Raw genomic sequence first — 26,673 nt, forward strand, 5'->3', positions numbered from 1 at the left:
ATTCGAGAAACGCTGTATATAACCCCCTATGCAACAAAAAAAGCAACGAAGAAAAGACATTTTCATAATATTATCTAAACCCTATAGGTTCTGTCAGTTAGGGGATAGAAGATTTAACTTAGTGTCTATAGAGTTATTGGGGTTTAGTTTTACTAGGAATCAGAATTAATGACCAGTAAGTAGCAGCCTCTGGATCGACTTCTGTAATCGGAATAATTTGCTGATTGGGTAAGGTTGCTCGTTCGATGTAGAGGGCGCGTTCTAATAATCCTAATTCCTCGAGAATATTGCGAACTTTAGCGAAATGTCTGCCTAATTTAATAATCGCTGCTGCATCAATAAAGGCTAGGCGATCCCGCAATATTTCCGCCTCTAAAGTAGCGGGCATAATACTAAATACGTCATTTCGATAAGTGATAGGTACACCCAGCATTGCTGCACTTGCCATCACTGAAGAAATACCCGGCACGACTTCAATGGAAAAGCGATCGCACAAGCGATTAAAGATATACATAAACGTGCCATACAACATCGGATCGCCCACACATAGAACCGCCACATCTCGACCTAAGTTTAACTGTTCGGCGATATTTTCGGCGGCAATATCATAATGAGGTTGAGAACTGCGCTCGACACTAAAAGGCAAAGGCATGGGAATTTCTATCTGCTCGGGACGGATAAAATCCGAGACAATTGCCCGTGCCAAAACTTTGCCACTTTCTAAGGTAGGATAGGCAATTACCGGAACAGTTGTGAGAATCCGGTGTGCTTTTAGCGTCAACAATTCGGGATCACCAGGCCCGATTCCTAATCCATAAAGTTTGCCTAATTTATTCATAATTCGTTCTCTTTTGCTAAAGCATTGACTGCTGCTGCTGCGATTGCGCTGCCTCCCCTACGTCCGTGCAGGGTAATAAATGGCACACCACGACTATTAGTTGCTAATTCTGTTTTCGACTCTGCCGCTCCCACAAATCCCACGGGAAAGCCTAAAATCAAAGCCGGTTTATCTACATTTTGATCGAGCAATTCTAGCAGGCGAAAAAGTGCGGTTGGTGCATTACCAATGGCCACCACTGCTCCAGCTAAATGAGGTCGCCAAAGTTCTAAAGCGGCAGCGGAGCGGGTATTATTAATTTGCCGTGCTAACTCGGTCACTTCTGGATGATTGAGGGTACAAATAATCGGATTATCTTTAGGTAAACGCGCTTTGGTAATGCCATTAGCGACCATTTGAGAATCACAGAGAATTGCTGCACCCCCAGCGAGGGCATTTCGTCCGATTTTAACTGCATCCGGTGATGCTTCTAAATCTTCTGTTATGTCTGTCATCCCACAGGAATGAATTAGACGAACCGCCACATGAGCTAAATCATCGGGGAGATTTTTCCAGTTAGTTTCAGCCCGAATAATAGCAAAAGATTTGCGGTAAATTTCCTCGCCATTCTTAATGTATTCCATTCTATTCATCTAAATTTTTCGATTTTTGGGAGCTTAAAATTTGGGCTATGAGGGGGGGAATCTTGGTAAATTCTCCCTCAAATATGGGTGTTTCTAAGAACTTTTGACTATCACCCACATAGACTTGATAAGCTTCTAGTATTTGGCCATTTTCCTCGATGGTAGTTCCTAAAAGGGTAATTTCGGCTGGACCCGGTTGAGCGCAGGATTTAGCACAACCCGTCAAATGAATATTAACAGGAGAATTGCAGGTTAAGCGTTCTTTCAAATAATCTGCCAAGAGAGAAGCATGAATTTGAGTTGCAGTGGCCGCCGCTGCACAGCCCGGTTTACCGCTACAGGCAACTATCCCCGCATCCCATCCAAGAGAAGCGGATAATCCTAGTGATGCCAGTTTTGGCAACAATTCTGAGACTTTTTCATCGGGAATATCGGGTAATATAACAGTCTGCCAAGGGGTTAATCGTAACTGACCACTGCCAAAAGTTTCTGATAGTGCCGCTAATCCCCATAGTTGATTAGCCGTCAATTGTCCTAATCTTAATGATAGACCAATATAAGATAATCCTGGTTGCTTTTGAGGATGAATTCCCAGATGAAAATAGGGTTGAGTAGAATGGGCAGCCTGCTGGTATTCTTGCCCTTGTATTATGCCGGTAGAAGTCCGATGTAATTGGCAGTTAACTTGTTCGAGATATTTGGCTAATCCCCAATCTTTGAGCAGGTGTTTCATCCGAGGTTTTTTACCCTTGATATTGGGGGTTTGTTGAACATAATCGATATAAACCTTTACTAAAGCTTTGACCACAGCTAAACAGTTTTCTGGCTCAATTAATAAGTCCGTATCATAGAATTGTTTATCTCCTCCGAGGGCTAATCGAAAGCAAACAAGAGAAGTTAAATTTGTCGGATTATTGACGGTAATTGCCGATAGCTGAATCTCGTTATAGCGGTGTTGCCAGGCCATAGTTGAACCGGTGCCAATTCCCACTGCACCACCGCCATCGATCCCGATACTAAATTTAGGACTTAGTTGGGCAATTGATGGATAATTTTGGATAAAATTATCTAATTCTTGGACTAATGAACGGGTATCGATCGATTCTTGACAGTCAATTCCAGCCGTGGGACTGGACATGATATTACGCAAATGATCGATACTGGGATTATGGGCAGCTAACCCTAATTTTTGCAGGGTTTGAAATTCTTCTAAACTGGGGGATTTTTGCAGTCCGCGAATTTGCAAATTTGCCCGATTGGTAACTTGTATTGTCGTCTGCCATTGTTCGAGCCAAGTGGCGATCGCTTTTCCCTGTGGAGAATTGAGCCATCCACCGGGGGTGCGGAGACGAATTAAAAACCCATCTTGGGCAGCAGTTCCATAAAATAAACCCGGACAAGCATTTGCTTCAACTAACCAATTCACCGTTGTTTGTTCTCCATGCGACGCAGAGAAGTAGTTAGAAAATTATTTGTCTATCTACCGATTAAAAACTTGTAATTGGCATTCTGACTCGCAAGGAAAAAGGGAAGATGTACTCTTTTTACTTTTTACTTGATTACAGCTGCGGCACAGTACCAGAATTGCACTGGACTTTCCCAAAGACAAGTTTAAGGATTATACCACGTTTTTGGTTGAAAATCAGTATCGTTAAGAATTGCTACATTTTCACCCCTTTGTGCCAAGACAAATAAACCTTGACGATAGGCATATTTATCCGCTCCTTCTTCGATTTCAATGCCTGCTACTGCCCCATATAATTGTTTCTGGTTATATTCTGGGAAAAATTGCCTAAATTTTGTTAGATTCTTGATTAATTCTTTGACATCATCTACACTTAAACTACTTTTGACTTCCACTACCAGCACATGATTCTCATTAGTTACTAACACATCAATTTCTAGGGTTTTACCGTCGAGACGTTTTCTGACTCTTTGACTAACTTGATGTACGGGAATATCACGATTTAAAAATAAAGTCTCACAAGCTGGAGCTACCATATTTTCGACAAAACGTCCCCATTTACCTCCAAGATTACCAATTTCTTTACTGAGTCTAGTAATTTGGCGATCGGTTTTTAAAGATTGTTCTTTGAGAATCCGCTCGGTTTCTAAAGATTGTTCTTTGAGAATCCGCTCCGTTTCTTGAAAGCGTCGCTCGGTTTCTTGAAAGCATCTTTCTGTCTCTTTTTGAGCTTCTACTAATTCGGCTAATAATTTCCAAACATCATCGGCGGTAGTGGTCATAATTTTTCCTCTGAATTAACTTGATACTAACCCGATTATATCTTGTTTTTAAAGCCCCTACCACGTTTTCGGTTGAAACTCAGTATCGTTAAGAATTGCTACATTTTCACCCCTTTGTGCCAAGACAAATAAACCTTGACGATAGGCATATTTATCCGCTCCTTCTTCGATTTCAATGCCTGCCACTGCCCCATATAATTGTTTCTGGTTATATTCTGGGAAAAATTGCCTAAATTCGGTTAGATTCTTGATTAATTCTTTGACATCATCTACACTTAAACTACTTTTGACTTCCACTACCAGCACATGATTCTCATTAGTTACTAACACATCAATTTCTAGGGTTTTACCGTCGAGACGTTTTCTGACTCTTTGACTAACTTGATGTACGGGAATCTGACGATTTAAAAATAAAGTCTCACAAGCTGGAGCTACCATATTTTCGACAAAACGTCCCCATTTACCGCCAAGATTACCAATTTCTTGACTGACTCTGGTAATTTGGCGATCAGTTTTTAAAGATTGTTCTTTGAGAATCCGCTCGGTTTCTTGAAAGCGTCGCTCAGTTTCTTGAAAGCGTCGCTCGGTTTCTTGAAAGCATCTTTCTGTCTCTTTTTGAGCTTCTGCTAATTCGGCTAATAATTTCCAAACATCATCGGCGGTGGTGGTCATAATTTTTCATCTTAATTAACTTGGCACTAACCCGATTATATCTTGTTTTTAAAGCTCCTACCACGTTTTCGGTTGAAACTCAGTATCGTTAAGAATTGCTACATTTTCACCCCTTTGTGCCAAGACAAATAAACCTTGACGATAGGCATATTTATCCGCTCCTTCTTCGATTTCAATGCCTGCTACTGCCCCATATAATTGTTTCTGGTTATATTCTGGGAAAAATTGCCTAAATTCGGTTAGATTCTTGATTAATTCTTTGACATCATCTACACTTAAACTACTTTTGACTTCCACTACCAGCACATGATTCTCATTAGTTACTAACACATCAATTTCTAGGGTTTTACCGTCGAGACGTTTTCTGACTCTTTGACTAACTTGATGTACGGGAATCTGACGATTTAAAAATAAAGTCTCACAAGCTGGAGCTACCATATTTTCGACAAAACGTCCCCATTTACCGCCAAGATTACCAATTTCTTGACTGACTCTGGTAATTTGGCGATCAGTTTTTAAAGATTGTTCTTTGAGAATCCGCTCGGTTTCTTGAAAGCGTCGCTCAGTTTCTAAAGATTGTTCTTTGAGAACACGCTCGGTTTCTTGAAAGCGTCGCTCGGTTTCTTGAAAGCATCTTTCTGTCTCTTTTTGAGCTTCTACTAATTCGGCTAATAATTTCCAAACATCATCGGCGGTGGTGGTCATAATTTTTCATCTTAATTAACTTGGCACTAACCCGATTATATCTTGTTTTTAAAGCCCCTACCACGTTTTCGGTTGAAACTCAGTATCGTTAAGAATTGCTACATTTTCACCCCTTTGTGCCAAGACAAATAAACCTTGACGATAGGCATATTTATCCGCTCCTTCTTCGATTTCAATGCCTGCTACTGCCCCATATAATTGTTTCTGGTTATATTCGGGGAAAAATTGCCTAAATTCTGTTAGATTCTTGATTAATTCTTTGACATCATCTACACTTAAACTACTTTTGACTTCCACTACTAGCACATGATTTTCATTAGTTACTAACACATCAATTTCTAGGGTTTTACCGTCAAGACGTTTTCTGACTCTTTGACTAACTTGATGTACGGGAATCTGACGATTTAAAAATAAAGTCTCACAAGCTGGGGCTACCATATTTTCGACAAAACGACCCCATTTACCCCCAAGATTACCAATTTCTTGACTGAGTCTGGTAATTTGGCGATCAGTTTTTAAAGATTGTTCTTTGAGAATCCGCTCGGTTTCTTTTTGAGCTTCTGCTAATTCGGCTAATAATTTCCAAACATCATCGGCAGTGGTGGTCATAATTTTTCATCTTAATTAACTTGGCACTAACCCGATTATATCTTGTTTGAAGGATAGAGCCTGATGGCAGATAATGAAATAGTAGCGATTTTTTTTAATATGGCGGATCGCAATTGTAAGTCGAAATGGCTATCGATCATAGGAATTGGTGAAGATGGCTTAGAAGGGTTAAGTTCAGTGGGGCGAAGTCTGCTTTCTTTAGCATCAGTTATCGTCGGTGGTGAACGTCATCTGGCAATGTTACCCCCAGAGGATCAACGGCAAAAACTGCTCTGGACTTCTCCTATTCAAGACTCTGTTAACGAGATTATCCGCCGTCGTGGTCAATCCGTCTGTGTTTTGGCCAGTGGTGATCCCATGTGCTACGGGATTGGTGTCACCCTTACCCGCCAGATTCCCCTTGAGGAAATGACGATTATTCCCTCTCCTTCTGCCTTCAGTCTTGCCTGTAGTCGTTTGGGTTGGCCTCTGAGTGAAGTGGAAACTTTGAGTTTGTGCGGTCGGCCTCCGGCTTGGTTGAATGGGGTGCTTTATCCCGGCGCTAAACTGCTGGTACTGAGTGCCGATGCCCAGACTCCAGCGATCGCTGCTCGGCTGCTCCGGGAGGGAGGTTTTGGCGAGAGTCCCATCACGGTTTTAGAACATCTAGGGGGAACCCTAGAACGCCACATTCAAGGCATCGCCAACGATTGGCAGTTTACAGAGCTGGCGGATCTAAATGTCATCGCCATTAGCTGCATCTCCTCCCATCCCCCCACCCTGGCGCCGCGCCTTCCAGGACTGCCGGATTCTGCTTACCATCATGACGGCCAGTTGACAAAAAGAGAAGTTCGTGCTATCACGCTGAGTAGATTGGTTCCCCTGCCTGGGCAATTGCTCTGGGATGTGGGGGCGGGTTGTGGTTCCATTGCCATTGAGTGGCTGCGGAGCGATCGCCGTTGCCAGGCTATTGCGATCGAACATCATCCCACCAGATTACAATACATTGCCGATAATGCCGCCGCCCTGGGAACGCCCCACCTGCAAATCGTCGCCGGAATCGCACCGAGCACCCTAGAAGATTTACCGCAACCGGACGCTATTTTTATTGGTGGCGGTATCACCACACCCCACCTATTGGAAACCTGTTGGTTAGCCCTGCGCCCCGGGGGTCGTCTTGTTGCTAACACTGTTACAATTGAAAGCGAATTAGTCCTCTTGCAATGGCATAGTAAATTAGGAGGGGAACTGCTGCGAATTGGCATTGAAAAAGCCGAACCAGTCGGCAAGTTTTTAGGTTGGAAAGCAATGGCCACCGTAACCCAGTGGACTGTTCTGAAACCGAGATTGTAAATCCTTGATTTTCTCCTTGATCTCTCTTGCAAAAGTTGTCAATAGAACTTTTTGGGTATTCTTTTCCTCTCTAATTAGTTAGGTGTTAAAAATTGTCAGATCCCCCTTAATAAGGAGGGATCAAAGCCCCCCTTATCAAGGGGGGCAGGGGGGATCGAACCGGAAATGTCGCTTTTTTATCCCGATGGACAAGCTTTCACTAGCTATAATCAGGAAAAACAACGAGCGGAACGATTAATAAACTGCGGGAATTAGGCCTTAATCCTGACGAAATCTAAGTTTATCTCTTAATCGCAGTTTAAAGTTAATCTTTGTTAAGAGACAACTAAAAAATAGCCATAGTGGGCTATATGTATTTTCAGTATGATGAAGTTAGTTGGCTTAGTACAAAAAAAGGTGGGCAAGTCCCACCTTTATCACTAAACTATTGTCCTTGCTCCACTGCTGCCACCATCAATAAAGTCTTGAGGACAGAATCAGGATTAAGACTGATAGAATCGATGCCTAATTCCACTAAAAATTGAGCAAATTCGGGATAATCACTGGGAGCTTGACCACAGATACCGATTTTGCGATTTTGGGCTTTAGCGGTTTCAATGGCCATTTTCACCATGCGTTTAACTCCCTCATTCCGTTCATCAAAAAGATGGGCAACCAGGGCAGAATCCCGATCTAATCCTAAGGTTAATTGGGTCAAATCATTAGAACCGATCGAAAATCCGTCAAACACCTGAGCAAATTGGTCGGCAAGAATTACATTACTTGGTAACTCACACATCACATAAACTTGCAAACCATTAACCCCGCGTTCGAGACCATTTTTCGCCATTTCTTCGAGGACTCTCATCCCTTCTTCGGGGGTACGACAGAAAGGAATCATCGGAATCACATTAGTTAATCCCATTTCTTCCCGGACCATTTTCAGCGCCCGACATTCCAAAGCAAAAGCCTCGCGATAATTAGGATCAGTATAACGGGAAGCGCCGCGCCAACCGATCATCGGGTTTTCTTCCTTGGGTTCAAAGGGTTTGCCACCCAATAAATTAGCGTATTCATTGGATTTAAAATCGGACATCCGCACAATTACATCTTTGGGGTAGAATGCGGCTGCAATCATGGCAATTCCCCGGGCCAATTTATCGACGAAAAATTGGGGTTTATCCTCGTAGTGTTTGGTTAATTCGGCGATTTGGTCTTTTACGTCCCCTTCTTCCAGTTCGTGGAATTTCAGCAAGGCGCTGGGGTGGGCCTGAATATGGTTAGCGATAATAAACTCTAGACGTGCTAAACCAACTCCTTGGGCAGGAATATCGGCAAAAGCGAAGGCTTTTTCGGGATTACCGATATTCATCAGGATTTTTGTCCGAGTTTGGGGCAAATTGTCCAGGGGAGTTTCAATAATTTCAAAGGGTAGCAATCCGAGGTAAACTTTCCCCTCATCCCCTTCAGCACAGCAAACTGTGACTTCCTGACCAGTTTTAATCGTTTCCGTGGCATTATTGCAACCCACGATCGCCGGAATGCCCATTTCTCGCGCGATAATAGCGGCATGGCAAGTACGACCACCCTGATTAGTAACGATCGCGCTTGCTTGTTTCATAATCGGTTCCCAGTCGGGATCCGTGCGATTGGTGACGAGAACTTCTCCCGGTTTAAAGTTGTTGATTTTATCTACACTGAGGATGACTCTGGCTTTTCCTTGACCGATTGCCGCACCTACACTCCGTCCCACCGCTAAAACTTGACTTCTTTCTTTAATTTCGTAGGATTTAAGGATATTAGCTGCTTTTTGTGATTGTACGGTTTCTGGGCGAGCCTGAACGATAAACAGTTCTCCCGTGATCCCATCTTTTGCCCATTCGATATCCATGGGGGTGTAGGTTCCGCGTACTTGCGAGTAATGTTCCTCGATTTGGGTCGTCCAACGGGCTAAAGTGAGGATTTCTTGGTCGCTAATGCAGAATTGATCCTGTTCTAGCTTGTTAACTCGGATATTCTTGGTTAGACGCGATCCTCCATCATCGTAGATCATCTTGATGGCTTTACTGCCGAGGCGTTTGTCGAGGATGGGTTTGTAGCCGTTTTTAAGAGTGGGTTTAAAAACCAGATATTCGTCGGGGTTAACGGCACCTTGCACGACATTTTCCCCTAAACCGTAGGCTGCGGTGATTAAAGTGGCATTTTTGAACCCTGTTTCCGTATCGATGGAAAACATCACCCCGGAGGTGGCTAGATCTGAACGCACCATTTTTTGGACACCGACGGAAAGGGCGACGGAAAAGTGATCGAAACCGTTATGATGACGGTAGGAAATAGCACGATCGGTGAATAAAGAGGCAAAACATTTATGGCAAGCTTCTAAAACTCCCCTCACCCCTTGCACGTTGAGATAGGTTTCCTGTTGTCCGGCAAAACTCGCTTCTGGTAAGTCTTCGGCAGTGGCGCTCGATCGAACGGCCACATCAATGGAATGATAGAGATCATCGCCATAACGTTCACAGAGTCGGCGATAGGCAATAGCGATCGCATGACTTAAATCATCGGGGAACGGTGTATTGAGGATTAATGTGCGCGCTTGTTTACCTTTTTCTTGCAAGTTCTGCACATCATTTTCGTCTAAATCTTGGAAAATTTGTCTTAATTGTGCGTCTAGTCCGGCTTTTTCGACAAAGTGACGGTAAGCGTAAGCGGTGGTGGCGAATCCTGTGGGTACATTAATCCCTTTCGGGGTTAATTGTTGGATCATTTCGCCTAAGGAGGAGTTTTTCCCACCGACTAATCCCACATCTTTGCTGTCTACTTCTTCAAACCACAGAATTAATGCTTGTTCTCTAGAGGTTCTCGCAACATCTTGTAGTAGCATCATAAGTATTTTTACCTCTGTACTTTATACTTTCAGTTTAGCGACATACCATCTTCAAAAACCCTTGAGTTTGATATTTATTTACAAAACTATATAATAGCAAACTCAGCTACGATCACCCTATCTCTAAAGGGTTTAATTGTCTAGCTACTTAACACAAAAATTAATAAACTAATCAGGAGTCTCAACAGTAACTTTCCTCAATGATAGCCTTAGTTATCTCAAAATAGTTACAGCAGTTATCTCAATGGTGAGATAGGAAGTTTTCGTTTTGGGGAGTCGGTCGTCAGCAGTCAGGAGTCAATACCAAATTAGGTTAGACTTTTTTTTATGAGAAGGGCTGTAATTTAGCTTTAGGCATTTTCAAGGTCTGATAATAGTTCTTCTTCTGTTAAGTCAATCATCCCTACGCCAAAATCGGTCAATCTCAATAAAAAATTAACCCTATCCACTCCTAATAAATTGGCAGCCATACCCGATGAAATAGGTTTCATCTCAAAGAGTTTTACTACCATAGCCCAGGTTGCTTCTCTCTCGAATTCCTCGCGGGTTTTTTGAAGAAAGTCGGGTAAATTTTCAGGATAATTGATTGTGAGTTGTAAAGTCATATCTCGTGCTATATTTATCTAATTTTTCTAGGTTGGATTTCACCTAGTTTAGCTCCATCCAACCTAGATTTATTTATAGTTGTGTAATGGTGACATCAACAGTTTTAACCGTAGTTCCCAAACTGGATAAAGGAGGTTGAATTTCCTGTTCATTACCCACTACTAGAGTCACAATTTGATTCGGTTGTAGATATTGTTGGGCCACTCGTTGAATATCGGCAATTGTCACCCCTTTTACCGCTTGTTGATAACGGAAGATAAAATCTTGGGGATAACCATAGTATTCATAGGTCATCAATCGCGATAAATTTTGAGCAGGTTTCTCGAACTTAAAAACAAAAGAATTGAGAATAGCATTTTTAGCATCTGCCAATTCTTTTGCGGTAACGGGTTGATTGCGAAGGCGCTCGATTTCGCCTAAAATTGCCTTAATAAAAGGTACGGTGGCATCGGTGCGAGTTTGACCTCCCGCAATAAATAAACCGGGATAATCATAACGACTATTCCAGATACCATAGACAGAATAAGCTAATCCTTGACGGGAACGTACTTCATTAAATAAACGACCACCAAAACCGCTTAAAATCTCATTTAATACCGTTAAAGCGGGATAGTCGGGACTATCCAAACGACCACCAAGATGACCTAATAAAACGCTACTCTGGGTTAATTGGGGTTGATTGACGACAAAGACACCTTGAAGATTTTTTTGGGTTGCCGAAGGGGTGACAATTTTAGTGGCAGTGGCGGGATTTTTCCAATCACCAAAAGTCTTATTGATTAATGCTTTCATCGACTGAGAATCAAAATCACCGACAATTCCTAAAATTATTTGGTCGGGACGGACATAGGTACGATAAAAATCGATTAAATCCTGACGGTCAATATTAGCTAAAGTGCTATATTCTACAGTACGAGCGTAGGGGCTACTATCACCATAGACTAGCTTTTTAAACTCCCGACTAGCAATATCACTGGGATCATCATTACGTCGAGCAATCGCTCCTTTTTCCTGAACTTTAGCTAATTCCACCCTCTGACTTTCAAAAGCTGGGGAACGCAAAACCTCAGCAAAGAGATTAAAAACTGCTTCTAAATCTTCACTAAGGGCGCTAAAACTAGCAGTTCCAGCGTTAAGATCGATCGAGGTTTCTACGAGGGCTGCTCTTTGTTCTAATAATTGATTTAAGACATTAGAAGGATGGTTTGCCGTGCCACCACTACGCAGCACGGTTCCAGTAATATCGGCTAATCCGACTTTTTCCCCCGGTTCTAATCTTCCTCCCGTCCGAATCATCGCCGTACCACTCACTAAAGGTAAGCTCCGATCCTCCACTAAATAAACCACCATACCATTATCTAGTTGATAGCGCTCGTATTGGGGAACTGTCACTTCAGGAAGAGGAGGAAAAGTTAAATCGGTAAAATGTCGCGGGGTTTGGGCAATTGCCGGGGAACGAAAAGCTAGGACACCTATCAGGGTGAGCAGGATTAAACCTAGCCATTGTAAGCGTTTTTTCATGATTATATTTATTTGAGGTTTTGGGTGTTAGGTTTTAGGTTTTAGGGTTTTAGGGTGTTGGGGTGTTGGGGTGTTAGGGTGTTGGGGTTTTAGGGTTTTAGGGTTTTAGCGTGTTGGGGTGTTAGGATGTTGGGGTGGTCACTGCGTGCGCGTTGCGGGGGGTGATGGGGTTTTAGTTGAAATTCCCCCACTTTCCCCACTTTCCCCACTTTCCCCACTTTCCCCACTTTCCCCACTTCCCCCATTTCCCCATCTCTCTATTTCGGTAAAATTCGGCCAATAGTGCGATTTTCCGGGGTAAAAGTCTCTTTAGCCACCCGTTGAATATCGGCTGCCGTGACAGCATTATAAGCATCTAATTGGGCGAATAAATTACGCCAATCGCCGGTTTTTACCTCGTATTCGATCAAAGATCGCGCCATGCCCATGTTAGAATCAAGACCTCTTAATAGGGCTGCCCGTAGTTGATTTTTAACCCGTTCTAATTCCTGTTCCGAAACCGGTTCATTTTTCAATCTTTCCAACTCCAAATTTAAACCCTGCGCTACTTCCTCCAGGCTGACATTAGGAGCGCTCAGAGCATAGAATAACAGCAAATTCGGGTATTTATCCCCCGGAAAGCCGTTAAATCCCTGGGCAGCGAGGGCAAGTTGTTTGTCCTCCACTAAAGCTTTATACAGTCGCGAAGTTCTTCCTTCACTCATTAAAGTGGCAATAACCTCGTAAACCGCATGATCGGGATGATTGAGGGCGGGACGATGGTATCCTTCTAAATACCAAGGCTGCGAGGCTAATTTTAGGGTAATTTCCTTTGTTTTGGTTTGGTTCGGTTCCACTACTTTCACCTGTGGGGGTTTCGGTTTAGCGGGAAAACGACCAAAATAAACTTTAGCTAACTGTTTGACCTGTTCTGGGTCCACATCCCCGGCGATAGCTATGGTTAAATTACTGGCAGGATAAAATTTATCGAAAAAGTTTTGGATATCTGAGGGTTCCAGATTGCGAATATCTCGATCGTAGCCGATAACGGGACGTTTGTAGGGATGGACAGTATAAGCTTGATCGAGAAAAGCTTCGATTAATAGACCCAAGGGGCTATTATCCGTCCGCATCCGTCTTTCTTCTAGAATTACGTCTTTTTCTTTGTAAAATTCCCGTTGGAACACCGGTTCTAAAAATCGTTCCGATTCCAAAGACATCCATAATTCCAATTTATTCGACGGGAAACTGTAAAAATAGCTAGTTGCATCGGTGGAAGTGGTGGCATTTAAACCGACTCCCCCCTGAGTTTCGACGATTTGCCCGTATTCGTTGCGTTGGACGAATTTCTCGGACTCTGCCTTAGTTTTTTGAAATTCTTCCGTTAATTTAGCCACTTCTGCGCTTTTACCCGCTTTTTTGGCTGCTTGCAGTTCTTTGTCTATAGCTTCAAGGCGATCGAGGACTTTTTTCTCGCTAAGATAATCGGTAGTACCGATGGTTTTTGTGCCTTTAAAGGCTAAATGTTCCAAAAAGTGGGCAACTCCTGTTTTACCGTCCGGTTCATCGGCACCCCCCACATCCGCGTAGGTGACAAAGGAAATAACTGGAGCATCGCGATTTTCTAGGATAATAAATTTTAGTCCGTTGTCGAGGCGAAATTCGGTAATTTTTTGTTGAAATTGCTTAAGGTAGGGGGTAATCGATTGTACATCGGCTGGTTCCTCTTTCGCTTGGGCAAGAAGGGGTGAGAAACTCCCAAAACTCCAAAACACAAGAAAAGCGACCCAAAAGCCGATTACAGCCCGATAATAGGGGTTATTTTTAATGATCATAGATAGTTTTATCAGGTATCGTGGGAGCGAGAGATCGATCGCTCTGTTCGATCTTAGCAGTCGATTGTTAGGAGAGGGGGAGTGGGAATTATGAATTATGAATTATGAATTATAAATTATGAATTGGGAAGTGGGGAAGTGGGGAAGTGGGGAAGTGGGGAGAATAAATAAAAGCAATCTCCTGACTCCTATCTCCTATCTCCTGACTCCTGACTTTTAGACAAAAAATCTCTCCCTAAAGAGGAGAGAAGTCAAAAAAGCACGAATAACAATGGGGGGGAGGCGGTTTTTATAGGTCGCCACCACGAAAAGCTAGTAGGAAAATGACAAAGGGGCCAGCTAACATGATTAGCGCCACGAAGGTGAGTTGAAAAATGGGTTCTAAATTGAGAGCCGCAAATAATTCCATGATGTCTCCTAACCTGTTTACAATGATTTAAAAGGCTAATCTGGTCAAAACCATTGTCTCTGGTCAAAACCATTGTCTATCATACAGGGGATGATTCGCTGGTTTTCCTGATTCGATACAAAAATACATAAAGTTTTGTTGCAATTCTGAATTTTCCCGCTTTCCTATTTCCTTCCCACCGAGGGACTATCTCAATGTTCAACTCTCTGGCCACATCTCCCGACTCGTTAACCCAAATTTACACTGGTTTTCAGGCACTCTCGGATCCCCTACGGCTGCAAATTTTGCAACTGTTGCGACATCAGGAATTATGCGTCTGTGAATTACGCGATCATCTCGATATCGCCCAATCTAAATTATCTTTTCACCTAAAAACGCTAAAAGAAGCTAATTTAGTCCGCAGTCGTCAAGAGGGTCGTTGGATCTACTACAGCCTGAATCTATCTCAATTTCTTCTCCTAGAAGAATATCTATCCGAATATCGTCGTTTTGCTGCCCTCGTCCCCGCTCGTTTCTGCGAGGAAAATCAGTAACCAATCAAGATTTTTAGAAATATTAAAGCTTTATAACTAGCTTTTCCTCTTGACATATCAACTTTTTTTGAAATAATAAAGGTGGATTACCCAATCTCCCATTATTCCCTTTCCACCTTTGTGCGATGACTAATCAAATCAATCCTAAAGCCGCCAAAGCTGGCGGTAGCCTTAGTATTTTTGAAAAATACCTTACCCTTTGGGTTATTTTCTGTATTTTGGCGGGAATTGCCCTCGGTCGGTCATTTCCGGACGTAGCGCGGACTTTAGATGCCATGAGTATCTATAACGTTTCTATTCCGATCGCCATCTGTCTTTTCTTCATGATGTATCCGATCATGGTTAAGATCGACTTTTCTCAGGCTCTCCGGGCTGCCCGTACTCCCAAACCAGTTATTTTAACTTTAGTGGTTAATTGGCTGATCAAACCCTTTACCATGGTGGCGCTGGCTCAATTTTTTCTCGGCTGGCTGTTTCTGCCTTGGTTGAGTCAAACGGAGATTATCCGAGGACAGACGGTAAGTTTAGCTAGTTCCTACACTGCTGGAGCTATTTTACTAGGAATTGCTCCCTGTACGGCCATGGTTTTGATGTGGGGCTATCTTTCCTACAGTAACCAGGGTCATACCCTAATTATGGTAGCAGTCAATTCCCTAGCGATGCTTTTTCTCTACGCTCCTCTAGGTAAATGGTTACTGGCAGCTAATAATTTTGTAGTCCCCTGGCAGACCATTGTTTTTTCTGTGTTAATCTACGTTGGTTTACCGCTTATTGCCGGTATCTATAGCCGTCACTGGATTTTTAAACATAAAGGACGGGCCTGGTTTGAATCGCGTTTTCTTCACTATCTCAGTCCTGTGGCAATCACTGCCTTATTGTTAACCTTAATCCTGCTCTTTGCTTTCAAAGGCGATTTAATCGTTAGTAATCCCCTGCATATTTTCCTGATTGCTATTCCCCTGTTTATTCAAACTAATCTGATTTTTTTACTTAGTTATGTGGCCGCTCTCAAACTCAATTTAGTTTACGAAGATGCCGCTCCCGCTGCTTTAATTGGTGCTAGTAATCATTTCGAGGTAGCGATCGCCACTGCTGTGATGTTATTCGGATTGAATTCGGGGGCTGCTTTAGCGACAGTAGTGGGGGTATTGATTGAAGTACCTGTGATGTTAATGTTGGTAGAATTCTGTAAAAAAACCGCCTTTTGGTTTCCCAGAGATCCAGAAAAAGCCACCCTTCTTGATCCTCGTTGCTTGAGTTCTTATAAATAATTATTCACCATGATCCAATCGACTCACAAACCGAGAATTCTTTTCCTGTATGGTTCTTTGCGACCCCGTTCCTACAGTCGTTTATTAGCAGAAGAAGCGGCCAGAATTATCACTGAATATGGGGCAGAAGTGCGCTTTTTTGATCCCCGTGAATTGCCGATTTATGGCAGTGTTCCCGATACTCATGCCAAGGTGCAAGAATTACGAGAATTAAGTCAATGGTCCGAGGGTCAAGTCTGGTCATCTCCCGAACTTCACGGTAATATTAGCGGCATTATCAAAAACCAAATTGATTGGATTCCCTTGAGTATTGGTGCGGTTAGACCTACCCAAGGCCGCACTTTAGCAGTCATGCAAGTAAGCGGAGGTTCCCAATCTTTTAATGCAGTTAATACCCTGCGAATTCTTGGTCGTTGGATGCGAATGTTTACTATTCCTAATCAGTCTTCGGTGGCTAAAGCTTATCAGGAGTTTAACGAGGATGGCACGATGAAAGATTCCCCCTATCGAGATCGAGTTATTGATGTAATGGAGGAACTTTATAAGTTTACCATTCTCCTGCGAGATCAGGTAGATTATCTGACTGATCGCTATAGTGAAAGGAAGGAAAAATCCGCCCAAGAAATAGCCACAATTGCCCATAAAGCTATTAATTAAATCAATTTCTAGGAGTTAAAATCATGAAAAAAGTTATGTTTGCCTGTAGAAAAAATTCCTGTCGTTCCCAAATCGCCGAAGGTTTCGCTAAAACTTTAGGCGCGGGGAAAATTGCTGTCACCAGTTCTGGATTAGAAGCGGCCAAAGTTCACCCCGGAGCAATCGCAGTTATGCAGGAAATTGGTATCGATATTACCGACCAAACTTCTAAACCAATTAGGGATTTTAATCCTGAAGATTATGATGCCGTTATCTCCCTATGTGGTTGCGGTGTCAATCTGCCGGAAGGATGGGTTTTACAGGAAATTTTCGAGGATTGGTTAATTGATGATCCCGATGGTCAACCTATCGAAACTTTTCGCCGAGTTCGCGATGAAATTAAGGCTAAAGTTGTGGGATTAATTGAACAGTTAAGTAGGTAGTTGTTAAAAGTTTTCAGATCCCCACCTTATCAAGGAGTTTGGGTAGGGTTGATTCATGAATCAACCCTACTATGAATCAACCCTACTATGAATCAACCCTACTATGAATCAACCCTACTATGAATCAACCCTACTATGAGTTAACCCCACCTTGATAAGGAGGGCAGGGGGATCAGTCGGTCAAAATTACCCTTCCAGTTTCCGGCCTTTGCACAATAAACCCACCCCCGCAACGGAGAGTAAACCGAGAACCGTCGCCGGTTCGGGAACAGGAACAGGAGAGTAGGTTAGGGTTGTACTATTGAGATCGACGACACCACTGAATGGTCCTACTCCTGGGAGATTGAATAGATTCCCGTAGCTGCCGGTATCGAAATTTAGAGTCAAAACGTTGCTCAACCCTCCGAAACCATCCGCAGCGAAAAATGAACTCGCGGTAATCTCCCCGCCACTGACCGTAAAACTATTACCGAGTACACCAGTAAAATTCGCCAGAACATCAAAGGGGAGTGTGTAGCCCAGAGCGGCGGGAGCGGAAGTCACGATGACCGAAGTGGCGGCCAAATTTGTTCCATCTCCGTCTGGTAGGGTGAGCGTCCCCTGTACGGTTCCGGAGACTGGGCTTTCCACGTTACTGAAGGAGAAGTTAAAGATTGCGGCGCTGGCAACCGGTGCGAGGGTGGCGGTGGCTACCGTGGCGAGGGCGACGGTTAGAGGTTTGTTGAAGGATTTTTTTAGGGACATATTCTGACTTGAATTTGTTTAAAATCTGCCCAAATCTTACCCCCCCCCCGATTTTGTCAAGGTTTTTGTTATTTATATTTATTATGCTTTATCTAGCTATTGATTACTCGATTGGGGATTGAGGGGGATCTGCCAAGAGAGCGGCGAAGGGATGGGCTTTTCTGGGGTGCGGGGGGTTATAGTTGCCATGATCAAAGAAATACTCTAGCCGCCGATCGCTCTTTTCATTGGCCGAAGACAAACAGAATAATTAGCAATAAAACGATAAGTAGGGCTTGCTGAATAAATCTAAAAACCTTGTTGGATAAAACTTTTAGACCTTTTTGAAATCCAAAAGTGCCTCGTCTGGGAGTGATCAGGGGGAAAATTCAGGTACTTTTTCCCTGAAAATTAGGTAATTGAGCAGATGAAAATCGGTAAAACCCCACACCCCAGACCCTACCCCCACCGAAAAACTTTTTGCCGCAAACCCTATTTATCAATTTTATTGGTGAGAGTTCCGACCACATCAATACCGAGGGTTTGATGGACACTGGCGAGGAATTGATTGACGATTTCGGGATAGACTTTGATCAGGGTAGCCAGGGATTTACCATCACCATTATCAACAATATTAACTCGCTCGAGGTGTAATCGTCTAGGAATTTTGATCGCCTCCTCTAGGATAGTTTCTAACTGTTGAATCAAGAAAATTGCCTCTGCTTCGCTGCCAGTGTTTTGCCAAACTTCTGCAAATAATTCGTTAACCAAGGCTTCAGCTTTAGCATTTTCTTCAAAAATTGCCGCTTCTCCTCTAGCGCGGAAAGTTTCGGCTTCCTGCTGCGCTTCTGCGGGTAAAACTTTATCTGCTTGGAGACGTAATCTTTCCAATTCTGCCCTAACCTGTTGCAATTTTTCCTCAACTATAGCACGTTTTTCCTTAGCGGCGGCGATAGTTATTTCTTCTTCCGATTTAGCCTGTTGTTCCAGTTTGGCCTTTAACTTTCTCAATTCGTTTTCTTGCTCTAAAATGATAATTTGATCGCGGGTTTTAGCCACGGTGGCCTGTTCCTCACATTCCGCAACTATTTGTTCAGCTTCATTGAGGGCATTTGATTCGGCAATTTCAGCATCACGCATGACTAAAGCGATTCTTTCCCGTCCGAGGGAGTTAAGATAATCCACTTCATCGGCAACATTTTGAATTTTGAGAGTATCAATTTCTAAACCGAGTTTAAACAGGTCTTGACTGACGTTACTGGTAATACTTTCGGCAAATTTTAGGCGATCTTCGTTCACTTGTTCGGGGGTCATTGTTGCGACTACACCCCGCAAGTTTCCTTCTAAAGTTTCTTTAGCTACGCGAATAATTTCTTCTCGATCTCGATCTAAAAAACGTTCGATCGCATTGCCGACTATTTCAGGTTTAGAACTAACTTTCACGTTAGCAATTGCCACTATATTCAGGGGAATGTTGCCCTTAGAATAGGCATTTTTAATCTCAATTCTGATCGGGGTTGTGGTGACATCCATGCGTTTAACGGTTTCTAAAATTGGAATACGAATCGCCCGCCCCCCCGATAGCACTCGATAACCCGCATCTTGTCTATCTCTTGATCGGCGTTTCATCCCACTCAGGATGACTACTTCATTGGGTTTACAAATACACAAAAAAGAATTGATAAACCAAATCGCACCGATCCCCAGAAATATCAATAAAGCAATGGGAACACTATTCAATAATAAATTGCCAGCAGTGTTATTATTGTTGTCGTATTGATTGGGATTGATTTGGATAAGATAGGAATTATTTTGACTATTCATAGTTAGTTACCCTTTGGTCTAGAAGAAATTAAAAATCGCCCCTGATATACTTTTCCGCAATGACTAAAACTTTATTGTCTCGGCAACTGAGAATAAATGCTTGATCACCGACATTAAATTGTTCTTGCCCTTCCGTTATCGCTACTACATCGATCAGACTATCCCCGACATTAACTCGCACTTTCCCCTTGCTATTTTTATCGAAGGGGATGTGAACAACTGCGATTAAACCGATGAGAGAGTGATAATCGACAATACTATTTACCTGTTGGTTGCGGCGTCTTAACTTGACTAAAATTAGGAGTAGAATGGCCAAACCAATACCTACCCCTAAAGAAATTAAAATGATTGTGAGCAGTTGATCATTCATAAGTTTAGTCATTTACCGTTATGGTTGCCCCCAATCTAATTACTGTTAACTAATTCGAGACTTCGGCCATTTCAATTACGCGATCAGCATTATCTTTGACCAAAAAATTTAAAGGTTTATTGCGACGAACTTTATACTTTAAGCGTCGTGATTCCACCCGCATGAGAATTTGTTCTAAACAATCGTGATCAAAACAAACGTGACGATGACGATCCTTATAACCCGCGGTTGCCCCAGCAACGATGTGCAGTTGAGTATTTTTCTTTAACTGATACCATAAACCCTGGGGTTGATCTCCCAAAGAAGGGTTGGCAGTAGTCACAGCCGGATTACTAGACATATAAAATGGGTCAATCATATTATTGCCCATCGTCTGCTCATAATTGTAATAGTAATGGAGGGGGACATCGGCCGTGGGTAAATTTAAAAGTCCTTCATAAAATTGTCGGGCTGTCTCCAAATCTGTCACCATGATTGTATGAACTTTTGGGGCGCTAGTTAGAAACATCCACATGGCTAAAGCATAAGCGGCCAGAAGCATAACCATAATCCCCTGGGTGGACAGGAGAGTATCAAGGGGTAGGAAAGCGCCGAAGAAAAGATGATTTATCAACACTGATGTGATCCTATTGCCTAAGAATTGTCTATCACTCCCTAATTATAATCACGACGCTGAAACTTAAGTTAACAGGGTGGGGAGTGACCAAGTTCCGTACATTTGTATTAAAATGCTCCCTACCCAGTTTAAATGATGAGGCAAGAACCTCCCCTTGCCCCCCCGACGTCGGGGGGGCAAGGGGGGGGAGATGCAGCTAATCTCAGGATAGGTGGTTAAAATAGGTCTTAGCCGAGAATTTAGCTCAAATTCTCCTCCTGGTATCAATAAATGATGGGATGATGACATTGCATCCAAAAATATGAGGAATTAGCGGAGATGAAAGCGTATATTGGGAATAGAGCCATCCCTAGAAAAGTGAGCTACTGTTATGAATTCTTTTGCACTTCCCGTCTTTCTGCAATCAGGTTTAACCCTACTGGCGTTTTTAGTGCTGATTATCCTGATGGCCTAAATCTTCATCTGTCTGTGACTTCGATCGAACAGGGGACGATCGATAGCGCAGGCTAGATTTTCATAGACGGTTAGCAGCTGGCCAGCGATCGCTGACCAACTGTATTGATTTAAGACTAAATCCCTGGCATTTTTCCCCCTTTGTTGGCGAATTTCCGGGTTAGTCAGGGCAACGGTTCAAAACGAATATCAAATTTAGATGCACAATAGCTTATCCCTCTGATTGATCAGTTATCAGTAAACAGTAAGCAGTTATCAGTGAGAAGATGGGGAGTGGGTAGCATTTTTATTGCTCAGTAAATAGTAATTGGTCAAAAGTAAAAAAACAGCAAGAAACCGTCATTTAATAAGTAGGTCAGCCCCCCCTTATTAAGGGGGCCAGGGGGGGATCACTTAATACTAAAATCTGATAAATGCTCACTGAAAAGGCTAAAGGTTAACCATTCATCGATAAATATTTAGCCACCGATTGCACATCTTTATCACCCCGTCCAGAGAAATTAATAACAATGTGAGGACTACCGGTTACTTGCGGACAAAGAGTTTCTAAATAAGCTAAAGCGTGGGCAGTTTCTAGGGCCGGAATAATCCCTTCTAAACGGGAAACTCGTTGAAAAGCTTCTAATGCTTCCTTGTCCGTGACACTGTAATATTCAGCGCGACCACTATCTTTTAAAAAGCTATGTTCTGGCCCGACTCCGGGATAATCTAACCCCGCACTAATGGAGTGAGCCTCGATAACTTGACCTTCGTTATCTTGTAATAAATAACTCATGGCCCCATGTAGAACCCCCGGTTGACCTTGGGTTAGGGTGGCGGCGTGTTTTCCAGAAGCGATACTTTCCCCGGCGGCCTCCACACCAATTAAACGCACGGCAGCTTCTTTAACAAACTCATGAAATAAACCCATAGCATTAGAACCACCGCCCACACAAGCGAGGAGAATATCCGGTAAACCGCCCCATTTTTCCAGACTTTGCTGACGGGTTTCTTGACCGATAACCGCATGAAAATCGCGCACCATCATCGGATAGGGATGGGGACCGGCCACAGAACCGAGGATGTAGTGAGTGGTTTCCACATTAGTTACCCAGTCGCGAATCGCTTCCGAGGTGGCATCTTTCAGGGTTCCCGTCCCGGCGGCCACGGGTTGCACCGTCGCGCCAAGCAGTCTCATGCGGAAAACATTGAGTTCTTGGCGTTCCATGTCGTGAATTCCCATATAAATCACGCATTCTAGACCAAAACGAGCGCAAACCGTAGCGGTGGCCACGCCGTGCTGTCCTGCTCCAGTTTCGGCGATAATTCGCTTTTTACCCATGCGTTTGGCTAATAAAACCTGACCAAGGGCGTTATTAATCTTGTGGGCCCCGGTATGGTTTAAATCTTCCCGTTTTAGGTAAATTTGCGCCCCAGTACCGTCAGCTTTGGCATAATGGGCGGTGAGACGTTCGGCAAAATATAAGGGACTAGGTCTGCCGACGTAATCCTTGAGCAGTTGATTTAATTCTTCTTGAAAATCGGGGTCGTCCTTATACTGATTATAGGCCGTTTCTAGTTCACTTAAGGCTGGCATCAGGGTTTCTGGGACGTATTTGCCCCCGTAGCGTCCAAAACGCCCAAAAGCATCGGGATACTGGGTTACTGTGCTGGCTGAGGCGGTATAAATCGGCGTGATAGTCATGTAAACCTTCGATGAGAGACTTATGATCCATTATAAATCTAAGGGTTTAGTCTCTGGGTTAACCTGAGTTTCGGGGCAATCATCGCCTAACCTACCCAATAATCAAAGGGTGAGCATTGCCCACCCTTTGACTGATTTTACAGCCAAATACTCACATCAACTTTTAACACCTGTCCTAATAGTAATAACCATTTTAATTGAGTCATCGGCCAGGGACAGGCAGCATCTATGGAATTGGACTGCAAAGAATTAGGAACTAGACGCTCGTGGAAATAATAATAGTATAATTCCTGAGAGCGATCAAGGGATAATCCTAGGTTTAATTGTTGGCTAACTTCAATTAAACGGGTGATTAAGCGAGTATCCTCCTCCGCAGTTAAAGGATCGCCATCGTGTAATAATTTCCCAAGAGATTGCCAGAGCAGACTTTCTAAGGTTTGACGCGCTTCGGGAATATTTAATTGACAGCGTAAATGATTGGCTTCCTTAGCAATAGCCAATAATTGATCGAGATTATTTTCCGTCGCTTGCCGCTGCTCAAAATCTTTTTCTAGGGCATTAATCACCTGTAAACAACGGTGAGAAATGGCAATATCGGCCGCTACCTGTAACTCTTGAGGTACGGGAATCTCATCCCGTTGGAAAGCCGCTAAAATGCCGTAATTATCCCGATAAACTTGGGTGTATAATTGATCGAGACGTTTTTTAGTTTCGGCTGTCACCTTCTGCATAATCCGGTGTCTTTCATCGGCAAAAAGATGGGGTAAAGCAAAAAAGTTTTCTCCCAATCCGCGCCCCATTTCTACGATCATGGTTGAGACACTGGCCTGTTGTAAAGATTCAAAGAGATGGTCCTTAAGATTGGTATAGATTAACCGACCGTTAAAAGGTTGAATGCAGCAGTAAAAATCCCAACCTCCTAAATGTAGAACAGCAAAGACAAAATGTTCACTTTCTTGGGTAATTTCCGAGGTTAATTCCACCTGTCCCACCGCTAAAGTTAAAGACCCGATCGCTTGTTTTTGATAATCTAATTGACGGGCATTGTAACAATAAATCCGATGATGACTGGGATAATCGGTAAATAGGGAACTAATAGCGTAATGGGCCGCCACCTGTTCCAAATCCACCCGCGCAGAAGTGACCAATTGTCGATAGACATCAGCCCCATCTTGATATAACTTAACGTTACTGGGGGCGAAAGCTAGACGACTGAGGAAATTCATTTCTAATTGAATTCCAGCTACTTCTCCAGCTAATTCCAGGGCCCGGCCAGCATATCTCAAAATTTGCGTGCCTTCAGGTCGAGAAATTTCCTCAAAAAACCAGCCACAACTGGTAAACATTAATAAAGCCTGTCTTTGCATTTCTAATAAACGCAAAGCATCGATTTTCTCGCTTTTACTCAGGTTGCGACTTTGATGCACAGCCAGGAAATGTTCGATCGCGTCTGGGGAGCGATCTAAAATAACGGCAATGTAGTCATCCCTTGTCTGCCAAGGATCCCGGAAAAATTCCTGTCCCTGAATCTCATAAACCTTAATCAACTCATCTCTGAGCCAATTTAGGGACTCCCGTAGGGGTTTACGCCATTTTTGCTGGTAATTTCCCCCTCCCCCGCAACCACAGTCATCCTGCCAACGATTTACGCCATGGACACAACTCCATGCGGTCACGGGTTTTAATTCCACTTCCCAAGTGGGGGGGCAAATACTGAGATAATGGGCAAAATTGGTGACTGTCCAGCCGTTTTTAGGGAAAGATTCCGTAAAAGCATAGCTAAGACACTTCTCTGTCCCCTGTTTGTGGTGGCCGAAGGTTTCCCCATCGGTAGCGACGCTGATTAACTGGGAGGGACGATGATCCCCTTTAATTGCCTGTCCCAGACGACCGACGAGAAAATCACTGCTGGCTAGGACATCATTAAAGCCCATATCGCGAGAAATTGGGCCATCGTAGAAGAAAATATCCAAATAACGACCATCGGGGATGTAACAGCGATAGGGACGGGTGGGATCGATTTGACCTCCGGCCACCGCGTGCCATTGGGGATGGGGATCATGGTCGCTAGGGAAAGGACGACAGCGCAGGGCCTGGGAAGGGGCTAAAATGGTGAATTTAATCCCTTCATCGATTAAAGCTGTCACTGTGGCTAAATCAATGGCTGTTTCCGCTAACCACATTCCTTCGGGATCACGGCCGAAACGATGCTGAAAATCGGCTTTTCCCCAGCGAATTTGGGTGTATTTGTCCTGTTTGTTGGCTAGAGGCAGAATGATATGATTATAGACCTGGGCGATGGCGTTACCATGACCGTTTAAGCGTTGACAACTTTTTTGGTCTGCTGTCAGGATGCGTTGATAAACTTCGGGATCATGGTATTGCATCCATGACATTAGGGTGGCCCCGATGTTAAAGCTGAGATATTCGTAGTTATTGACTATTTTGATTACTTCCCCCCGGTCATTGTAAATGCGTGCAAAAGCATTGGCACGATAACACTCGTGATGGATGCGTTCATTCCAATTATGGAAGGGATGGGCGCTCGGTTGCCGTTCAATTCTGTCTAGATAGGGATTTTCTCGCGGTGGTTGGTAAAAATGTCCGTGAACCGTGATATAAACTCCGTGGGCGGTTTTCAGGGGATCGACCCCCGTATCGGTATAGGAATAAAAGGTTGTAGAAGGATGTTCAACAAGATAAGTCATGGAAATGCCTAGAAAATCGTTTTTTTTTGAGCGAAAATAGCTGTAGAATGTGGCGACCTGATGTTTAAAAAAACTGAAAACTGGGCCATTTTTCACGGCCTTGGGGTCACAATATCACATTTTATTTTCCTAGCAAAGCTAAGGTTAACAATTCGCAACTTCTCTATACACAGCACCAAGTAGGGTCTGCTGAAAAAGCTTTTCGTGGGTGTGGGGTGTCGGTTTTTAAGGGTGTTAGGGATATGCTGAAAATAAATCCGGTTATTAAAGACTGATTATTTATTCCCCCTTTGGCTCTTCTAGGTTCTGTGTGATAAGTTTAATTGACATAGGATCGATCGATCTTTGTGTCCTTTGTGCCTTTGTGGTTCGTTCCACCCCCTCGCTCTTGAGAAATGTATCTTAGAATACATTTTACCCACCAAAGCTGGGAGAGCCCCCCTTTTGCCTCTTGCCTCTTGCCTTTTGCCTATCCTAATATGTTACCTATACTCAACGGATTTAGTATCAGTTGATGTTCTTGCTTGACATATTACGCAAAACGGAATAGCATTTGAATATGATTCAATCTTTCCGATGCAAGCATACGCGATTACTTTTTGAAGGAGGAGATCCGCCTCGTTTTCGTGGTTTCAAAGATACTGCTATTCGGAAGTTGACTCAATTAGATGCGGCTCAAACCTTAGAGTTTCTGCGCTCTCCACCAGGCAATCAACTTGAAGCTTTAAAAGACGATAGAAAAGAACAATATAGTATTCGGATTAATTCTCAGTTTCGATTATGTTTTATCTGGACAAATAATGGACCTACTGATGTTGAAATTGTTGATTATCACTCATAAATAATTAATTATGAATAACCGTCCTATTAATCAAATGCGACCCGTTCACCCAGGAGAAATTCTGCGGGAAGATTTTTTGATTCCTCTAAATATGAGCGTGAATGCTTTAGCTTTAGCCTTGAAGGTTCCTGCATCTCGTATTCATGAAATTGTTAAAGAACGTCGTTCTATTTCGGCTGATACGGCAGCAAGATTAGCCTGCTATTTTGGCGGAGATGCTGCTTCCTGGCTCAGTCTTCAAGTAATTTATGATCTGAAGACTTTATCTAACCGTGAGGAGATTATTCAGCAAATTCAGCCCCGTATTTCCGAACAAATTGCCTGATTTT

General features: G+C 43.2%; 25 protein-coding genes, 1 pseudogene and 1 riboswitch. Of the genes and pseudogenes, 7 read left to right on the forward strand and 19 right to left on the reverse strand.

Annotated features, from left to right (window positions below; translation table 11 throughout):
- Positions 1–133: 133 nt before the first annotated feature.
- The 7 genes from cobI to B5D77_RS22950 form a co-directional block, all read right to left on the reverse strand.
- Positions 134–838 carry a precorrin-2 C(20)-methyltransferase gene (gene cobI, locus B5D77_RS22925; protein ID WP_002765815.1) on the reverse strand — a complete coding sequence of 235 codons (705 nt, stop codon included), beginning with the start codon at positions 836–838 and terminating at the stop codon, positions 134–136.
- Positions 835–1,461, reverse strand: a complete 627-nt coding sequence (locus tag B5D77_RS22930; RefSeq protein ID WP_039899671.1) for a precorrin-8X methylmutase — start codon at positions 1,459–1,461, stop codon at positions 835–837. Before B5D77_RS22930 ends, cobI begins: the two co-directional genes overlap by 4 nt.
- 1 nt (position 1,462) lies before the next feature.
- Positions 1,463–2,887: a precorrin-3B synthase gene (cobG, locus tag B5D77_RS22935; RefSeq protein ID WP_106909708.1), complete on the reverse strand. Its 1,425-nt coding sequence runs from the start codon at positions 2,885–2,887 to the stop codon at positions 1,463–1,465.
- A gap of 55 nt (positions 2,888–2,942) precedes the next feature.
- A riboswitch (cobalamin riboswitch) is annotated at positions 2,943–3,104 on the reverse strand.
- Positions 3,073–3,708 (reverse strand): DUF3782 domain-containing protein, encoded by a 636-nt coding sequence (locus B5D77_RS26055; protein ID WP_149977874.1) that lies wholly within the window; start codon positions 3,706–3,708, stop codon positions 3,073–3,075. Its footprint overlaps the riboswitch before it by 32 nt.
- A gap of 57 nt (positions 3,709–3,765) precedes the next feature.
- Positions 3,766–4,380 (reverse strand): DUF3782 domain-containing protein, encoded by a 615-nt coding sequence (locus B5D77_RS22940; RefSeq protein ID WP_106909709.1) that lies wholly within the window; start codon positions 4,378–4,380, stop codon positions 3,766–3,768.
- Positions 4,381–4,437: 57 nt separating this feature from the next.
- Entirely contained in the window at positions 4,438–5,085 is a 648-nt protein-coding gene (locus B5D77_RS22945; protein WP_106909710.1) for a DUF3782 domain-containing protein, read from the reverse strand.
- Positions 5,086–5,142: 57 nt separating this feature from the next.
- Positions 5,143–5,694, reverse strand: coding sequence for an NERD domain-containing protein (locus B5D77_RS22950; protein WP_106909711.1), 552 nt, complete (start codon positions 5,692–5,694; stop codon positions 5,143–5,145).
- Between the two features lie 63 nt (positions 5,695–5,757).
- Here B5D77_RS22950 and cbiE point away from each other — a divergent pair, with 63 nt between their 5' ends.
- Positions 5,758–7,026: a precorrin-6y C5,15-methyltransferase (decarboxylating) subunit CbiE gene (gene cbiE, locus B5D77_RS22955; protein WP_106909712.1), complete on the forward strand. Its 1,269-nt coding sequence runs from the start codon at positions 5,758–5,760 to the stop codon at positions 7,024–7,026.
- A gap of 424 nt (positions 7,027–7,450) precedes the next feature.
- On the opposite strand, the gene ppsA is transcribed toward cbiE, so the two are convergent.
- The 5 genes from ppsA to psb30 all read right to left on the reverse strand — a co-directional run bounded on the left by ppsA (position 7,451) and on the right by psb30 (position 14,242).
- Positions 7,451–9,892 (reverse strand): phosphoenolpyruvate synthase, encoded by a 2,442-nt coding sequence (gene ppsA / locus B5D77_RS22960; protein ID WP_008199212.1) that lies wholly within the window; start codon positions 9,890–9,892, stop codon positions 7,451–7,453.
- 350 nt (positions 9,893–10,242) lie between these two features.
- Positions 10,243–10,497, reverse strand: a complete 255-nt coding sequence (locus tag B5D77_RS22965) for a UPF0175 family protein (protein ID WP_106909713.1) — start codon at positions 10,495–10,497, stop codon at positions 10,243–10,245.
- A gap of 73 nt (positions 10,498–10,570) precedes the next feature.
- Entirely contained in the window at positions 10,571–12,019 is a 1,449-nt protein-coding gene (locus tag B5D77_RS22970) for a pitrilysin family protein (RefSeq protein ID WP_008199217.1), read from the reverse strand.
- 257 nt (positions 12,020–12,276) lie between these two features.
- The gene (locus tag B5D77_RS22980) at positions 12,277–13,833 is read right to left on the reverse strand and encodes a pitrilysin family protein (RefSeq protein ID WP_106909714.1); all 1,557 of its coding nucleotides are present in this window, start codon (positions 13,831–13,833) and stop codon (positions 12,277–12,279) included.
- Positions 13,834–14,122: 289 nt separating this feature from the next.
- The gene (gene psb30, locus B5D77_RS22985; RefSeq protein ID WP_002736367.1) at positions 14,123–14,242 is read right to left on the reverse strand and encodes a photosystem II reaction center protein Ycf12/Psb30; all 120 of its coding nucleotides are present in this window, start codon (positions 14,240–14,242) and stop codon (positions 14,123–14,125) included.
- 194 nt (positions 14,243–14,436) lie between these two features.
- Here psb30 and B5D77_RS22990 point away from each other — a divergent pair, with 194 nt between their 5' ends.
- The 4 genes from B5D77_RS22990 (at position 14,437) to arsC (ending at position 17,125) form a co-directional block, all read left to right on the forward strand.
- Entirely contained in the window at positions 14,437–14,775 is a 339-nt protein-coding gene (locus B5D77_RS22990) for a helix-turn-helix transcriptional regulator (RefSeq protein ID WP_002802329.1), read from the forward strand.
- Positions 14,776–14,900: 125 nt separating this feature from the next.
- On the forward strand, positions 14,901–16,046 hold the full coding sequence (gene arsB, locus B5D77_RS22995) for an ACR3 family arsenite efflux transporter (protein WP_002737294.1): 1,146 nt from the start codon (positions 14,901–14,903) through the stop codon (positions 16,044–16,046).
- A 9-nt stretch (positions 16,047–16,055) separates the two neighbouring features.
- Positions 16,056–16,703 (forward strand): arsenical resistance protein ArsH, encoded by a 648-nt coding sequence (gene arsH, locus B5D77_RS23000; protein ID WP_106909715.1) that lies wholly within the window; start codon positions 16,056–16,058, stop codon positions 16,701–16,703.
- A 23-nt stretch (positions 16,704–16,726) separates the two neighbouring features.
- Positions 16,727–17,125, forward strand: coding sequence for an arsenate reductase, glutathione/glutaredoxin type (gene arsC / locus B5D77_RS23005; RefSeq protein WP_002802325.1), 399 nt, complete (start codon positions 16,727–16,729; stop codon positions 17,123–17,125).
- Between the two features lie 186 nt (positions 17,126–17,311).
- On the opposite strand, the gene B5D77_RS23010 is transcribed toward arsC, so the two are convergent.
- From B5D77_RS23010 to B5D77_RS23035, 7 genes and pseudogenes are all read right to left on the reverse strand, one after another.
- Complete coding sequence (locus B5D77_RS23010) at positions 17,312–17,869, reverse strand: PEP-CTERM sorting domain-containing protein (RefSeq protein ID WP_008199233.1); 558 nt, start codon at positions 17,867–17,869, stop codon at positions 17,312–17,314.
- A 471-nt stretch (positions 17,870–18,340) separates the two neighbouring features.
- On the reverse strand, positions 18,341–19,672 hold the full coding sequence (locus B5D77_RS23015; protein ID WP_008199235.1) for a flotillin family protein: 1,332 nt from the start codon (positions 19,670–19,672) through the stop codon (positions 18,341–18,343).
- 28 nt (positions 19,673–19,700) lie between these two features.
- Positions 19,701–20,042, reverse strand: a complete 342-nt coding sequence (locus B5D77_RS23020) for a hypothetical protein (RefSeq protein WP_039899684.1) — start codon at positions 20,040–20,042, stop codon at positions 19,701–19,703.
- 49 nt (positions 20,043–20,091) lie between these two features.
- Complete coding sequence (locus tag B5D77_RS23025; RefSeq protein WP_002784990.1) at positions 20,092–20,658, reverse strand: hypothetical protein; 567 nt, start codon at positions 20,656–20,658, stop codon at positions 20,092–20,094.
- 450 nt (positions 20,659–21,108) lie between these two features.
- Positions 21,109–21,282, reverse strand: a pseudogene (locus B5D77_RS28225) (glycosyltransferase); the annotation flags it as partial.
- 265 nt (positions 21,283–21,547) lie between these two features.
- Complete coding sequence (gene trpB / locus B5D77_RS23030) at positions 21,548–22,795, reverse strand: tryptophan synthase subunit beta (protein ID WP_106909716.1); 1,248 nt, start codon at positions 22,793–22,795, stop codon at positions 21,548–21,550.
- Between the two features lie 137 nt (positions 22,796–22,932).
- Positions 22,933–25,503, reverse strand: coding sequence for a DUF3536 domain-containing protein (locus B5D77_RS23035; RefSeq protein ID WP_106910056.1), 2,571 nt, complete (start codon positions 25,501–25,503; stop codon positions 22,933–22,935).
- 559 nt (positions 25,504–26,062) lie between these two features.
- Here B5D77_RS23035 and B5D77_RS23040 point away from each other — a divergent pair.
- Complete coding sequence (locus B5D77_RS23040) at positions 26,063–26,344, forward strand: type II toxin-antitoxin system RelE/ParE family toxin (RefSeq protein ID WP_106909717.1); 282 nt, start codon at positions 26,063–26,065, stop codon at positions 26,342–26,344.
- A gap of 10 nt (positions 26,345–26,354) precedes the next feature.
- Positions 26,355–26,669, forward strand: coding sequence for a HigA family addiction module antitoxin (locus B5D77_RS23045; RefSeq protein WP_002801551.1), 315 nt, complete (start codon positions 26,355–26,357; stop codon positions 26,667–26,669).
- Positions 26,670–26,673: the final 4 nt, after the last annotated feature.

The sequence above is a fragment of the Microcystis sp. MC19 genome (genome assembly GCF_003019735.1).
Taxonomy (GTDB): Bacteria; Cyanobacteriota; Cyanobacteriia; order Cyanobacteriales; family Microcystaceae; genus Microcystis.